General features: G+C 37.2%; 12 protein-coding genes. 10 read left to right on the top strand and 2 right to left on the bottom strand.

Going from position 1 to position 15,903, the window contains the following annotated elements:
• Window positions 1-22: 22 nt before the first annotated feature.
• Together bshA and K350_RS0118755 are read right to left on the bottom strand one after the other, a co-directional pair.
• Window positions 23-1,165, bottom strand: a complete 1,143-nt coding sequence (bshA, locus tag K350_RS0118760) for an N-acetyl-alpha-D-glucosaminyl L-malate synthase BshA (protein ID WP_028981205.1) — start codon at window positions 1,163-1,165, stop codon at window positions 23-25.
• A gap of 72 nt (window positions 1,166-1,237) precedes the next feature.
• Window positions 1,238-4,240 carry a serine hydrolase domain-containing protein gene (locus K350_RS0118755; RefSeq protein WP_028981204.1) on the bottom strand — a complete coding sequence of 1,001 codons (3,003 nt, stop codon included), beginning with the start codon at window positions 4,238-4,240 and terminating at the stop codon, window positions 1,238-1,240.
• Window positions 4,241-4,502: 262 nt separating this feature from the next.
• On the opposite strand from K350_RS0118755, the gene mutL reads away from it, so the two are divergent.
• The 10 genes from mutL to K350_RS0118705 all read left to right on the top strand — a co-directional run bounded on the left by mutL (window position 4,503) and on the right by K350_RS0118705 (window position 15,751).
• Entirely contained in the window at window positions 4,503-6,386 is a 1,884-nt protein-coding gene (mutL, locus tag K350_RS0118750; protein WP_028981203.1) for a DNA mismatch repair endonuclease MutL, read from the top strand.
• A gap of 8 nt (window positions 6,387-6,394) precedes the next feature.
• Window positions 6,395-7,186, top strand: coding sequence for a rhomboid family intramembrane serine protease (locus K350_RS0118745; protein WP_051313589.1), 792 nt, complete (start codon window positions 6,395-6,397; stop codon window positions 7,184-7,186).
• 1 nt (window position 7,187) lies between these two features.
• The gene (locus K350_RS0118740; protein WP_028981201.1) at window positions 7,188-8,078 is read left to right on the top strand and encodes a rhomboid family protein; all 891 of its coding nucleotides are present in this window, start codon (window positions 7,188-7,190) and stop codon (window positions 8,076-8,078) included.
• A gap of 42 nt (window positions 8,079-8,120) precedes the next feature.
• Window positions 8,121-8,903 carry an enoyl-CoA hydratase/isomerase family protein gene (locus K350_RS0118735; protein ID WP_028981200.1) on the top strand — a complete coding sequence of 261 codons (783 nt, stop codon included), beginning with the start codon at window positions 8,121-8,123 and terminating at the stop codon, window positions 8,901-8,903.
• A gap of 75 nt (window positions 8,904-8,978) precedes the next feature.
• Window positions 8,979-10,481 carry an oligosaccharide flippase family protein gene (locus tag K350_RS0118730; protein ID WP_028981199.1) on the top strand — a complete coding sequence of 501 codons (1,503 nt, stop codon included), beginning with the start codon at window positions 8,979-8,981 and terminating at the stop codon, window positions 10,479-10,481.
• Between the two features lie 35 nt (window positions 10,482-10,516).
• Entirely contained in the window at window positions 10,517-10,951 is a 435-nt protein-coding gene (dut, locus tag K350_RS0118725) for a dUTP diphosphatase (protein ID WP_028981198.1), read from the top strand.
• 59 nt (window positions 10,952-11,010) lie between these two features.
• Complete coding sequence (locus K350_RS0118720) at window positions 11,011-12,015, top strand: sugar phosphate nucleotidyltransferase (protein ID WP_028981197.1); 1,005 nt, start codon at window positions 11,011-11,013, stop codon at window positions 12,013-12,015.
• Window positions 12,016-12,023: 8 nt separating this feature from the next.
• Window positions 12,024-13,739, top strand: coding sequence for a tetratricopeptide repeat protein (locus K350_RS0118715; protein WP_028981196.1), 1,716 nt, complete (start codon window positions 12,024-12,026; stop codon window positions 13,737-13,739).
• On the top strand, window positions 13,732-14,499 hold the full coding sequence (gene lolB1, locus K350_RS0118710; RefSeq protein WP_028981195.1) for a lipoprotein insertase outer membrane protein LolB1: 768 nt from the start codon (window positions 13,732-13,734) through the stop codon (window positions 14,497-14,499). The genes K350_RS0118715 and lolB1 overlap by 8 nt, the downstream gene beginning before the upstream one ends.
• Window positions 14,486-15,751, top strand: coding sequence for a murein hydrolase activator EnvC family protein (locus tag K350_RS0118705; protein WP_028981194.1), 1,266 nt, complete (start codon window positions 14,486-14,488; stop codon window positions 15,749-15,751). The genes lolB1 and K350_RS0118705 overlap by 14 nt, the downstream gene beginning before the upstream one ends.
• Window positions 15,752-15,903: the final 152 nt, after the last annotated feature.

Raw genomic sequence — 15,903 nt, 5'->3', positions numbered from 1 at the left:
ATTTCCCTTTACTTTGGTTTAATTACACTTTTAAAGTTTCACGAACATTTGTAAGAATTCTTTGATAGAAACTTTCATACAACGGCAGAATATTTACCACGTCAAATTCCTTAGCTCTTTCCAGAGCGTTTTGTCTGAATGTCTGATGATTCTCGGGGCTTAAGATAATCATGGCTTTTTCGACCATGTCATCAATATCACCTACTTTAGACATAAATCCTGTTTTCCCATTGATATTCAATTCAGGAATACCGCCGGTATCAGAGCTTAACACTGGCACTTCACATGCCATTGCTTCAAGAGCTGCAAGTCCGAAGCTTTCCTTTTCTGAAGGCATGATAAATAAATCAGCTACAGAAAGTACTTCTTCAACAGCATCAAGCTTTCCTAAAAACCTTATATCGGAACATGTCTTCAGTTCCCTGCAAAGGTTTTCAATTTTAATTCTTTCAGGACCATCACCTACAAGGAGGAGTTTTACCGGAATCAGCTTACGTAATTTGTCAAAGACCCTCACTACATCATCAACTCTTTTCACCGCTCTAAAGTTAGAAGTATGAACCAAAAGTTGCTCGCCGTGCGGGCAGATAGCTAACTTAAAATGTTCCTTCTTCTGCTTTTTAAATCTGTTAAGGTCAATGAAGTTGGGAATTACTTCTATGTCTTTAGTAACCTCAAAGTGTTTGTAAGTATCTTTCTTCAAATCAGCACTCACTGCTGTAACACCGTCAGATTCATTTATACTGAAGGTTACAACAGGTTCATATGAAGCATCTTTCCCTACTAATGTGATATCTGTACCGTGTAGTGTGGTAACAACCGGAATGACTATTCCTTTGGTCTTCAATATCTGCTTTGCCATATATGCAGCAGAAGCATGAGGTATTGCATAATGCACATGCAATAAGTCAAGCTTCTCATGCAGAACAACATCCACCATTTTACTCGCAAGCGCAAGCTCATAAGGAGGATACTGAAACAGAGGATAAGAAGAAATTGCTACTTCGTGATAGAAAAGATTTTCGTTGAAAAAATCCAGCCTTAGTGGTTGGGTATAAGTAATAAAGTGAATCTGGTGACCTTCTTTTGCCAGAGCTATTCCGAGCTCTGTCGCAACAACGCCGCTACCTCCAAAGGTAGGGTAACAAACTATTCCAATCTTCATAATCCGGTCCTATTTAGACTTATGTTAACAAGTTCAAAATTAAAACAACAATGCGACCGGACAAATATAAGCTTACTTCAGCGTTATTCTTTTATCTGTATTATAATTTAATATTGCTTTATACAATACATCCTGAATCTTAGTCCTTATGCCTCCTTTAATAAGCTTTTGATTTCCCGCATCCGGAAAAACTCTGTTTGAAAGGAAAACATAAACCAGTTCCTGGTCGGGATCTGCCCACACTGCAGTACCGGTAAAACCTGTATGTCCGAAGGTGTTTGGAGAAGCATAATCTGAAGTTGGTCCGTTTCCGTCTGGTTCTGGCTTATCCCAACCCAAACCTCTCCTGTTGTCTTCGAACTGTTTTTCTGAGAATAAAGGAACTGTCTTAGGCAGAAAATATCTGCTGCCCCCGTAGAAGCCTTTTTGAAGATTCATCTGCATAAGTACCGCAAGGTCATTTGCATCGCTGAACATACCAGCATGACCTCCAACTCCTCCAAGTAACGCAGCTCCCTGATCATGTACTGTTCCTCGTATCTGAGCTTTTCTGAAATACTTATCATCTTCTGTCGGAGCAATCTGATTTAAGGGGAATTTTCCTAATGGGCAATAAGTCAATGTATTCAGGCCAAGAGGATCAAAGAAATTTTGTCTGAGGAATTCATCAAGTGATTGGTCCAATACTTTTTCGGCAACGCGCTTCATGATATAAAAGCCAAGGTCGCTATATACATAGGCATTTTTTTCAGAACGCTTTTCAACCTTTCCTTTCTTATTTTTTTTAAGAATTGGCTTAGGAAGCATATCAGATTCGATAGTCCATTTCCACAATGAATCTTCGATTGTATTGATACAATACAATCCCGGAATAACCATTCTGCAGAAAGTATCATTCTTTTCAGGCCTGTAATAGCATTTGTTAAAACCTGTGGTGTCAAGTGTACGCTTCCAGTGAGGAAGGAATGGGATCAAACCAGCCTGATGTGTAAGTATATCTCTGATAACCAGATCTTCTTTATTGGTATTTTTTAATTCGGGAAGATAAAAAGAAGCCTTTTTATCAAGATCAATTAATTCTCTTTCCTGAAGAAACATAACAGCCTGAAGAGTTCCGGCTACTTTTGAAACGGAAGCTATATCATAAAGAGTATTGTTGGTCACAGGCTCTTTCTTATCATAAGTAAGATGTCCATAAGCCTTTTCAAATACTACCGTTCCGTTTTTCACTGCAATCACCTGACAACCCGGAGTAGCTTTATCTGCAATAGCTTTTAAAGCAATCGAATCTATTTGTCTCAATGTCATCCCGTCCATGCCGGCATTTTCCGGATAAGCATAACGCAGTCTTTTTACAAACGGGTTAGTATCATATCCTGAATTGATTGCAATCTCCTCACCTATAGAGACCGGTGTACGACCTGTTGCTTGTACACCACCGAAAATCACTTGCGGTACAACTTTATAAGTCACCTCGTTATCTTCATAGGCGCATAAAAGATTAGGACTTGTCGGGAAAAATTTCAGACTATAAGGATTGCCAAATACACAGACAATAGTCTTTGTTGTCGCCTGCAGTTTTTTAATAAATTTTCTCGAGTTTTCGCTTACCCCATAATCCTTATTATTGAAGATATTAGTATTCTGAACTCCGACAATTACTACTTCAAACTTCTTCAGTTCATTTAGAACTGCATCATAGACAGCTTCATCTGAATTTTTATTGGCAACAGCGAAATGGGCTACATTGGCATATTTGCTCAACATTTCCTGGAAGGTATTTCCTTTTTCTCTGCCAATAGAAACTGAAGCTATTGAGGTAGTATCCGGATATTTTAAAGGTATCAGCTGATCATCATTAAAAACAACTGTCATTGCTTTTTCATACAACTCCTGCTGAACGGCTTTTGCAGCAGTGCTGTTAAGATCGTCGTGTAGGTTTTTTAATACCACAGGAGCGATGTGGTCCAGGCCCGCCCAGTATTTCGCTTTTAATATTTTTCTTACTTTTTGATCTACATCCTCTTGAGACAGTTGCTTGTTTTCAATTGCTTTTTCAATTTTGCCAATTGCGACAGGAACATTTTCAGGAAACAACAAGACATCATTACCTGAAAGCAAAGCATGCACATCAACCTCTCCGGGCTTATAAAAACTGCTAACGCCTTTCATATTCAGCGCATCAGTAAAAATAAGTCCTTTAAACCCAAGATCATTTTTCAGAATGTCTGTAACAACGTGAGGCGAAAGTGTTGTAGCCCTGTTGGGAGTATTGTCCAATGCCGGCACATGGATATGGCCTACAAGGACTCCCATTACACTATCTTTTATAAGCTGACGGAAAGGATACATTTCAACATCTGTCAGTCGCTGAATTCCATGATTGATGACTGGCAAAGTGTGATGGGAGTCAGACTCAGTATCACCATGACCGGGAAAATGCTTGGCGGTTGTCAGTACAAAATTATCCTGCATCCCTTTCATGTAAGCTATTCCTTTATTGGAAACATTTACTTTATCTTCTCCAAAAGATCGCATTCCAATCACAGGATTGTTAGGATTGCTGTTTACGTCCACACAAGGAGCGAAATTAACATGCACCCCAAGTCTTCTGCATTGACGTGCAACCTCTTTACCCATTTTGTAAATGTATTTATCATCAGCAATTGCTCCAAGAGTCATCTGTTTGGGAAAACTGATAACACTATCAAGCCGCATGCCTAGTCCCCACTCTGCATCCATGGCAATAAACAAAGGGACTTTGGAAAGAGATTGATATCTGTTTGTGAGAATTGCCTGGCGAACGGGACCACCCTGGAAAAAAATCAGTCCGCCAATGCCATATTTTGTGATAAGTTCTTCAATTTCCTGAACATGCTTATCCCCTTTATTGGAGTATGCAGCCACCATAAATAGATGCCCGATCCTCTGCTGAGGAGTCATTGAGTTCATGATGCTATCCACCCACGCATCCTGATTCATTAGCCTTTTAGGCGTCTTTTTTGGATTATTCCACGAAAGAAAAAGAGCCCCACAAAGAATAAGAAACGAAACCAATAAATACCTGCTATACATCAACTACTCGGAATTAAAAGAGAAACTTTACAGATACAACAAACGGACCAGTATTTTATGTTTTAAATAACTAAGTAAATTATTTATTGTAAGGGTAATAATCTCTTCAAATATAAATTAATTAATGTTTGCGGGAAATGAATTTCAAATCAATGTTTAAGAAATTGTTATACTTTTTTAAGAAAGGATAAATGAATAACTTTTTTAATTTAAAATTATTATAAGAAAAAACGGGTTATTTTTGTCTCCAGAATAAAACCAAATGCCAGATATAATTCGTCTCCTACCGGATGCTTTAGCCAATCAGATTGCTGCAGGTGAAGTTGTACAAAGACCAGCTTCTGTGGTAAAAGAGCTTCTGGAAAATTCCATAGATGCAGGAAGTAATAAAATTCAGTTAATAGTCAAAGATGCAGGAAAGGCACTAATCCAGGTGGTTGACAATGGAAAAGGCATGTCTGACACTGATGCCAGGCTTAGCTTTGAAAGACATGCAACCTCTAAAATAAGCTCTACAGAAGATCTTTTTGCAATAAGAACTTTCGGATTCCGGGGAGAAGCTCTCGCTTCCATCGCCGCTGTTGCTCAAGTTGAGATGAAAACCCGCAGAGCCGATGATGAAGTAGGAACCCTAATCAGAATTGAAGGCTCGGAAATAAAAGCTCAGGAACCTGTGAATACACCTGTAGGTACCAGTTTTAGCGTTAAAAACCTGTTTTTCAATGTCCCGGCCAGAAGGAACTTCCTGAAATCTAACCCTGTAGAAATGCGCCATATTCTGGATGAGTTTCACAGAGCCGCTCTGGCTTATCCTTCAATAGGCTTTACTCTTTATCAGAATGATATGGAAATATTCAATATGCCTTCAGAAAAGCTGAGCAGAAGAATAATTTCCCTTTTTGGTCAAAACTATAAGGAACAGCTTATTACATGCCAGGAAGAAACAGATCAGCTGAAAATTCATGGTTATATCGGGAAGCCTGAAAATGCGAAAAGAACCAGAGGAGATCAGTATTTCTTTGTAAATAACAGATTTATCAAAAATAACTATTTGCATCATGCAGTAGTTCATGCGTTTGACAATCTCCTTCCGGACGATAGCTTTCCATTTTATGTGCTTTTCATTGAAATAGATCCTAAACATATCGATGTCAATGTGCACCCTACAAAAACCGAAATTAAATTTGATGATGAAAAAACCATTTACGCTATCATCAGAGCTGCGGTAAAAAAGGCACTGGCAACGCACAATATAGCTCCTTCTCTGGATTTTGACCAGGATATAAACTTTTCACTCGGGCAAACTCCTTCGAACTTTCCAAATTTCCCATCAAAAATCAGGGAACATGAAATAGATAGAGGAAACGACTCATACAAACAGGGATTGCGATTCCCCTCTTCCGCTAATCCGTTGGAAGAAAAAAATAAAGATAACTGGGAGCAGCTTTACAAATCTTTCGAAAACGAAGAAAAGCCTAAGACTTTTGAAACAATCCGACTGGGAAGTGCGGTAAATACCAAACCAGAAGAAAAGGATATTTCATTAAATAAAGATCTTTTGTACAACGAAAATCAAAGCACGTTTCAGCTTCATCAGAAATATATTGTCACACAGGTAAAATCCGGCATGCTTGTGGTGGATCAACAAGCAGCGCATGAAAGAATTTTGTATGAGAAATACCTGAATATGCTTCAGAATAAATTCGGAGCCTCTCAGCAATTTCTTTTTCCTCTGAAAATAGAACTTTCGCACTCAGACTTCGCTCTCATCATGGAAATGGAAGAGGAAATCAAGTCTTTAGGATTTGTTTTCAGCGTATTCGGGAATACCACCATTGTTGTAAACGGAATTCCTGCAGATATTACCGGAGGAAATGAAAAGGATCTTTTTGAAGGACTAATTGAGCAATTTAAAAACAATAAAGACGAATTAAGTATTGATAGGAAAGAAAACCTGGCGAGATCCCTTGCCAAAAGAGCTTCCCTGAAGCCCGGCACAAGGCTCACCTTACTGGAAATGAACACCTTAATTGATCAATTATTTGCCTGTAAAAGTCCGAATTATGCCCCAAATGGCAATCATACCATTGTAATTCTGGACATGAACAGAATTGAAAAGTTTTTTACCAGACCCAATTTTAGTTAGTCATGCAAATGTCTCTTACTCCCATGGTTAAGAATCTTCTGATATTAAATATCGGAATGTTTCTAATTATGGTGTTTACAAACGTTGATCTTATCGGTATTCTGGGGCTTAAATATCTAAATGCTCCTGGAATGAAAACAGAAGCTTACCGTTATTTCACCCACATGTTTGTTCATGCAGATTGGGGGCACCTTTTTTCCAACATGTTCGGGCTTTTTATGTTTGGACCATTATTGGAAAGAGTCTGGGGACCTATGAGATTTCTGGCATTCTATATGATTTGTGGACTTGGAGCAGCAATGTTGTATTCAGGAGTGTTATATTTTGAAATGCATCATTTAGAAGTTTTAAAAAATAATTTTATTTCAAATCCCTCTCCTGAATTGTTTATCAAGTTTATCAGAGAATCTGTTGGCGATCAATTTCTTGGAAGTTTCCAATTTCTAGACGGGTATGAGAAAAACCCCGGAAATCCAACTTTCATTAATTACGCTAAAGATCAAATTATCGATATCTACAATTACACGATTAATAGGCCAATGGTGGGAGCTTCGGGAGCAATCTTTGGGGTTCTTATGGCTTTCGGATTACTTTTCCCGAATACGGAAATGTTTTTGCTTTTTTTACCTGTTCCCATAAAAGCTAAGTATATTGTTGGGTTTTATGGATTATTCGAGATTTACGCGGGCATCCAAAGAAATCCGGGGGACAATGTAGCTCATTTTGCTCATATTGGAGGAATGTTATTCGCATTCCTGATCGTTAAATACTGGGAAAGAGAAAGAAATCGTTTTTATTAAAATGAATCTTTTAGAAGACTTAAAATATCAGTTTAGACAAAAGGAAAATGGTTTGACAAAGATCATTCTGATCAATGTCATTGTCTACTTAATAGATACCATTTTATGGGTATTCTCGAGGGGATTGGAGAATATGTCCTTTTTCAACCTCATTTATTTCAATCAACATATACCACCAATATTTGCAGACTTTCTTCAAAGACCGTGGACGCTTTTAACATATTTCTTTAGCCACGATGTGCCCGGGCCATTTCACATTCTTGGTAATATGCTTGGCCTATACTGGTTTGGAAGACTTATTACAGAATACCTTGGAAATCGTCGACTGATCAGTCTTTACATTTTAGGAGGAATTGCCGGTGCTGTCATTTATCTTTTGCTCTACAATTTCGTTCCTTATTTTATTCAACACAAACCTGCAATAGGTATGGTTGGAGCATCAGCCAGCGTATTTGCAATTACTGTTGCTGCAGCAACACTTCTGCCAGAATACTATTTTCACCTTGTATTTATAGGACCGGTCAAAATAAAATACATTGCAGCTTTCTTTATTCTCATTTCTTTTATTGGCTCTGTCGGCATGAATGCCGGAGGTAATTTAGCACACCTGGGAGGAGCATTATTGGGTTATGTTTTTATCAAACAACTTAAAAAAGGCAGAGACCTCGGAAAACCAATCAGCGCTATAAGCGAATTCTTCAATAAGCTGTTTACCAGAAGAAAAATCAAAGTAAGCTACAGAAGTAATGAAAAAAACTTCAGTTATGAAGGAGATAAAGAACCAGATCAGAAAGAAATAGATGCCATCCTGGATAAAATTTCAAAATCCGGGTATTCCAGTCTTACAAAACGAGAGAAGGAAAGGCTTTTCAGAGCAAGCAGTAAAAAATAACATTAATCATCTTAATAGTTCAGCCCAATATTTTTTATGCAAATGGTGGATTTTAAAAACTTATCAGTAACAGAAAAAGACGGAATACTTCATATTACCATCAGCAGGGTGGAAAAAATGAACGCGTTGAATCACAAAACCCTGGAAGAACTGAAAGAAGCAATTCAGAAAGCTTATGATGAAGACAACATTAAAGGTGTACTCCTTACTGGTGCTGGAGAAAAGGCTTTTGTGGCTGGAGCTGATATAAAAGAAATATCGGAAGTACCGGAAGTTAATGCCCGAAAATTTTCCGAATATGGTCAGGAGATTTTTGACGCTTTTGAAAAGTGCCCTAAACCGGTAATTGCAGCTGTTAATGGATTTGCCCTTGGTGGAGGCTGCGAACTGGCAATGGCTTGTCATATAAGAATCGCCTCTGACAATGCTAAATTCGGACTTCCTGAAGTCACCCTTGGCATACTCCCTGGTTATGGCGGAACACAAAGGCTTCCACAACTTGTAGGAAAAGGCAAAGCATTTGAATTGATCATGACCGGAGATATGATTACTGCTAGCGATGCATACTCAATTGGCCTGGTAAATCATGTTACCGACAAAGATCAACTGATACCAAAATGCCTTGAAATATTAAATAAAATTACCAATAAAGCTCCAATTGCCATTGCTCAGGTTGTTGAGTGCATCAATGCAGCTTATTCAAAAGAGGAAGACGGATACCAGACTGAAGCCAATTCATTCGGAATATGCTGCAAATCGGAAGATTTCCACGAAGGTACTTCTGCATTTCTTGATAAAAGAAAACCAGAATTTAAAGGGAAATAATTAATCCCTGTTTTTCTGAGTCCAGCAATTCTTTAAATACAATATAATGAGGGTTTTAAAACCCTTTTTTAATTTATGTCACTTCTCAAAAAATTAGCGGGGCAAACAGCCCTTTATGGGTTAAGCAGTATACTTGGAAGAGCGATCAATTTTTTGCTTGTGCCCTTTTATACCGCTGTTTTAGTACCTGTGCAGTTCGGAACAATAACAGAGCTTTACGCCTATGTTGCTTTCTTTAACATATTGTATTTATATGGTATGGAAACTGCATATTTCCGATTTGCCACTAAAGATAATCTTACAGAAGAGACTGTTTTTAATCAGTCCGAGACTTCATTGATTTTTTCAAGTCTCCTGATGAGTGGCGCAGTGCTTCTGCTTTCACCTGCTATTGCAAATGGCTTGGATTATCAAGGACATTCGTCTTACTTCATCCTTCTCGGGACTATTCTCGCCATAGATTCGATGTTGGCAATTCCATTTGCCAGACTAAGGCTCCAGAACAAAGCAGGAGTATTTGCAACAGCTAAACTATTTAACATACTGGTAAATGTTGGCTTTAATATCTTTTTCCTTGTGTTCTGCAAAAAAATAGCTGCAGGTGAACAGTTGCCTTCTTTGAAACCATTGATTCAATCATTCTACTCTGAAGAATATATTGTTGAATACATCCTGATCTCAAACCTTATAGCAAGTTTTTTCACAATCTTCTTTTTACTAAAGACATTTAAAGGTTTCAAAATAGATTTTAACTGGGAAAGACTTAAGCCTATGCTTGTCTACTCAATTCCGATGCTATTCATTGGACTTGCAGGAATGGTTGATGAAATGCTAAGCAGGATCATTCTTAAATATGTTTTACCAGAAGGCTTTTACCCAAACAGAACTAATCTTGAAGCTTTGGGCATTTTTGGAGCTTGTTACAGGCTCTCCATGTTTATGACTCTGGCAGTGCAGTCATTCAGATATGCTTCCGATCCTTTCTTTTTTTCTCAGGCCAAAGACAAAAATGCTCCGGAGCTCTTTGCAACTGTAATGAAATGGTTTGTGATAGCATGCGCTTTCCTTTATGTTGTTGTCAGCTGTAATCTTTCTCTATTTGAAAAAATATTGAGAGGAGAAATTTTCAGAGAAGGTATACTCGTAGTGCCGGTTCTTTTAATGGCCAATCTTTTCCTTGGAATATATTATAATTTATCTATCTGGTACAAACTAACAGACAAAACCCAGCTTGGTACCCTGATAAGCATCCTTGGTGCTGCGATCACCATCACTGCTAACTTTATCCTGATACCTTTTTTCGGATATATGGGCAGCGCAGTCACCACATTAATATGTTATTTCATAATGTCTACTGTAAGTTATTTATGGGGTAAAAAGTATTTTCCTGTACCATATAATATAGGTTCCGCACTATTTTATCTAACCTTTGCTGTTATTTTAAGTATACTAGCACTCAGTTATCCATTCGGGAAAGGTAGTATTATGAGCTACGGCTTTCAGGTGATTCTGCTTGGCACATTTCTATTTGTGGTATTTTTGATTGAAAGAAAGCAAATGAATTTTAAAGCATCATAATTTTTGTATTTTTACCCGACTTATAAAATTGAAAAATGCAGGTAAGAATAATAAATAATTCCAAGCACGGACTTCCATCCTATCAGACAGAAGGTTCTGCAGGCATGGATTTGCGGGCTGATCTGGACAATGCGGTTTTATTAAAACCAATGGAACGGGCATTGATTTCCACAAAATTATTTATTGAACTCCCTTTGGGTTATGAAGCACAGATAAGACCAAGAAGTGGTCTTGCTTTTAAAAACGGAATTACTGTGCTCAATTCACCTGGCACTATAGATTCTGATTACAGAGGAGAAATCAAAGTTCTGTTGGTTAATCTTTCCACAGAAGAATTTCTAATTAACGACGGAGAAAGAATTGCACAAATGGTAATAAGTAAATATGAACAAATTAGCTGGTTATCTGTTAAGGAGCTAGCCAATTCCCAAAGGGCGGCAGGCGGATTCGGCAGTACCGGAACCAGATAATTTTGCAGAGATATTTTGATATAATCCTTAACTATAATAACCTTAACTAATTTTTAAGTATGAAGATAATTATTCCAATGGCGGGAATGGGCAAGAGAATGCGCCCTCATACCTTGACTGTTCCAAAACCACTTATCCCGATCGCTGGCAAGCCTATTGTACAGAGACTTGTAGAGGATATTGCCAAGGTTTGCGGGACAAAAGTAGACGAAGTAGCATTCATCATTGGTAACTTTGGAAAAGAAGTAGAAAAAAAACTGATGGAAATTGCTGCGTCAGTTGGTGCTAAAGGAAGCATTTACTATCAGGAAGAAGCATTGGGTACTGCTCATGCAATTCTTTGTGCAAAAGAATCACTAAAAGGAAATCTTGTGGTAGCATTTGCAGATACTCTTTTTAAAGCAGATTTTAAACTTGACACTGCTTCTGAAGGCATTATCTGGGTACAAAAAGTGGAAGATCCAAAACCATTTGGAGTAGTAACTCTGAATGAGAAAGAAGAAATTACTAAATTTGTAGAAAAACCGGAGACATTTGTATCCGACCTTGCAATTATAGGTATCTACTATTTCAAAGACGGAGAATATCTTTCAAAAGAACTTCAGTACCTTATCGACAACAATATCAAGGACAAAGGTGAGTATCAGCTTACCAATGCACTTGATAATATGAAAAACAAAGGGACTAAATTTAAGCCGGGAAAAGTTACCGAATGGCTCGATTGCGGAAATAAAGACTCTACTGTTCAGACCAACGAAAGATATCTGGATTACATTAAGGATCAGCAACTTGTTGCTAAATCTGCAAAAATTACAAATTCTGTAATCATACCTCCGGTTTATGTGGGTGAAAATGCTGAAATCAGCAATACAATATTAGGACCTTACGTTTCTGTTGGAAATGGAACAAAAATTACTGATTCTGTGGTTAAAAAGTCTATAATCCAGGAAAAGGCCTTAGTTAAGAACGCCAACATCAGCAATTCGATGCTTGGAAATTCTGCTACCTTTGAAGGAAAACCATCCGACTTAAGTGTTGGAGACTTCAATACCATTGTGCTTTAATATTATTTATGAAAAGATTACTTGTTACTTTTGCAATACCATTTTTTCTATTTTACTTATTGTCAGTTCAAGAGGGTTTTGGCCAAAAAAAATCCAAAGCCGACAAAAAGGAGAAATATCTGATTGCAGAAGGCTATTTTACTGAGGGCATGAAGCTGTATGTTTTAAATAACTACGCTGATGCCCTCAGCAATTTTCAGAAAGCCTACGAAATAAATCCGGAAAATGCCGGGATCAATTACATGCTGGGTAAGCTTGCACTTCAGCAAGACAAATACGACCAGGCCATCAGCTATGCTCAAAAATCTTTAAAGCAAGACCCGAAGAACAAATACTACTATCTTCTTTTGGGCGAAATCTATGAGAAAAAACAGGACTATCCTGAAGCTCTTAAAGTAATAAAAAAACTTCTTGCAGAAGTACCGGACACTGAAGACTATCTTTTTGATCTTGCAGCACTTTACCTGTATACAAATAATGTTGAAGAAGCAATAAAGATATATGACAAAATTGAATCTCACTTTGGAAAAACTCCCGAAGTAAGTAAACAGAAACAACTCATCTTCCTTCAGGGCAATAAACTTAAAGAAGCTATTGCTGAGGGAGAAAGTCTAATCAATGCCTACCCTGAAGAAAGCGAATTTAAAATAAGACAGGCTGAAATTCTATATTCTAATAATAAGGAAAAAGAAGGTCTCGCTATATTAGAGACTCTGGTGAAAGAAGAGCCGGATAATGGATATGCATGGATCGCTCTGGCTGACTACTATAAAAATCAGGGAGAATATGACAAGTCACTCAAAGCCATTTCTAAAGCATTTCAAAACCCTGAAGTTGACATTGCCTCCAAAATCACATTGCTTGAAGATCTTAAAAAACTTCCAACTGATAAACTATCTCAAGACCAGTTAATATTTCTGTGTGAAGATTTGAAGAAAGTACATCCTTCAGATGCTGCAGCATATGGTGCAAGTGGCGATGTTTATTTTATTGCCGGGAATAAAGAAAAAGCCCTTCTGAATTACACCCAGTCCAAAAATCTGAATCCAAATAATTTTAATCTCTGGAATCAGATCCTGATGTTAGACTCTGATCTTAACCGCCGTGATAGCTTAATTAGACATTCTGAACAGGCATTGGAAATATTCCCAAATCAGGCTGTACTCTGGTTATACAAGGGAGGTGCTTACTTGATGAAAAGTAATTATAACAGAGCAATTGAAGCGCTGGAAGAGGGCAAAAAGCTTTCTTCATCAAACAATGATCTCAAACTTCAATTCCTCATGCAGCTTGGAGATGCCTACAATGGAGCAAAAGAATTTCAAAAATCAGATGACGCATATGAAGAAGTGCTGAAGTTTGACAGTAAAAACGCACATGTATTGAACAATTACAGTTATTTTCTTTCTTTAAGAAAAGATAAGCTGGACCATGCAAAAACATTATGTGAAAGACTTATAAAAGAATATCCTTCCGAACCTACTTTCCTGGATACATTTGGATGGGTGCTGTATATTCTCAAAGATTATCCTAATGCTAAAATATACCTTGAAAAGGCAGCTTTAAGCACAACCAATGGTACCATTTACGAGCACTATGGAGATGTACTCTACCAGCTTGGAGAGAAAGATAAAGCATTAGAGTACTGGCAAAAAGCCAAAGTCGCAGGCGAAACAAGCGAGTTTATTGATAAGAAAATTAGAGACAAAAAAATTTATGAATAATATTAAAAGTCTCTTTTTCTTATTTAGCCTGACTTTAATATTCTCTTCCTGTAAAAAAAATCTGACGCCTACAACAGCAACTCAGGAAGAGATAATTAACCTTACAGTTCAAGAAATCGACTACAACTATTTTTCCGCTAAAGCAAAAGTAGATTTTAAAGACAATGAACAGGATCTTCATTTTACTGTAAATATCAGAATGAAGAAAGACAGTATTGTCTGGCTTTCAATTTCTCCTGCTCTTGGCATAGAAGCAGCACGTTGTCTTATACTTAAAGATTCTGTCTATATGATTGACAGAATTAATAATAAGTATTCCTCCTATGATTTATCTTTTTTAAGTCACAAATTCAATGTGCCAATGGACCTTCCTACTATACAAGCACTTTTGGTTGGAAATATGCCCTTTAAAAGGGACCACCATGATAAAATCATAAAAAACGCTGAAACAAGCACTTGCACTGTAGAACAACACAAAACTAACCTTATTGCAACCAACTTCATTTCATTGGTTTCAATGGTTCTTAAAAAACTTGAATTAACTGAAAAAGTAAATCATAACCATCTCATCATAAATTATGATAACTTTGCACCGATAAATAATTATAATTTTCCCAATAAGATTTCGGTCAATTTAAATTACAAGCAAGGTGGGACTGTTCTTCAAACTACAATCGACGCTGATTACACTAAAGTGGAATTCCCTGAAAAAGAGCTCGGTTTCCCCTTTAACGTCCCTAGAAGATTTGAAAACCGTTAGTATTTTTTTACTTCTTCTTCTCTCCTCATTTGTTGCCTTCGGACAAAAAAGTAAATCGCAACTAGAAAAAGAAAAAGAAGAAAATCTGAGAAAAATTCAGGAAGCTCATAGAATTCTACAGGAAACAAAATCTAAAAAAGAAGCGACATTAGGACAGCTTTCTGCACTTACCCAGCAAATCAGCGCCAGAAACGCGTTGATCAATTCTATAACAAAAGAAATTGAATTACTTGATCAGGACATTCTTGAGACTGAAGACTTTATTGCTGCTTTGGAAAGTGATATTGAAGTCTTGAAGGATGAATATGCGGAAATGATTTACACCGCTTCAAAAGTCAATAACTACTATGATAAGCTAACATTTATTTTTGCTTCAGAATCATTCAATCAAATGCTTCAAAGGATAAAATACTTCAGACAGTATTCTGAAGCGAGAAAAAGCCAGGTTGAAGTGATAGAAAAAGTAAAAGCTTCTTTGGCAAAACAAAAAAGAAGACTGGAACAAAAGAAAAGAGAAAAGCAGGCGCTTATTGACAATAAAACGACTGAGACCAGAAATCTTGAAGAGTTAAAAGTTCAGCAAAATGAAGTTGTAAAAGAATTAAGCAATAAGGAAAAAGAGCTGATTAAAGAACTAGAGAATAGAAAAAAATCTATCAGGAAACTTGAAAAACTCATCACAGATTTAATAAAAGAAGAAAGAGAAAAAGCAGAACGAGAAGCTGCAAAAGCCGCTAAAGAAGCAAAAGAACGTGAAGCAAAAGATAAGCATTCGGGAAAGTCTAATAGTAAAAGTGCCCCTGTATCACCAAATCTGACACCAGAGGCGAATAATTTGTCCAATTCCTTTGCTGGAAATATGGCTAAGCTTCCCTGGCCTGTTGTTCATGGAAGTGTCTCCCACCATTTCGGGAAACAGCCACATCCGGTATTAAAAGGAGTATATGTAGAAAATCTGGGAGTAGACATTCAAACCTTGAAAGATGAACAGGTTAGAAGTGTCTTTAGAGGAAAAGTAATTGCAGTAGCTGAGGTACCAGGAATGAATTACGTAGTAATGGTGCAGCATGGAGAGTATTTTTCCGTATATGCCAAGCTAAAAACCGTATTGGTTAAAACCGGGCAGGAAATTGACGCCAAAACACCGCTAGGATATATTTATACAGATAAGAATGACGTTTCTGAACTGCAATTCCAGATCTGGAAAAACAATGAAAAATTAGACCCTGAAAAATGGCTTTACATTAAATAAACCAGGCCAATTAAATTGCAATTAAAAATCTCCTGAAGAAAGTCAGGCAAATTTATAATTGACTCACTAAAAGAAGTTTACAAGGAAAGTTTTCCACATTTCAATTCCTGCCTTCAGGATTTGGGTTTTGCGGCCTGCAGTTTATTACCTAT

Origin of the sequence: Sporocytophaga myxococcoides DSM 11118 (assembly GCF_000426725.1) — a bacterium.
Lineage (GTDB): Bacteria > Bacteroidota > Bacteroidia > Cytophagales > Cytophagaceae > Sporocytophaga > Sporocytophaga myxococcoides.
The sequence above is the reverse complement of the archived record's forward strand: the minus strand, read 5'-3'. Positions and strand labels throughout refer to the sequence as shown.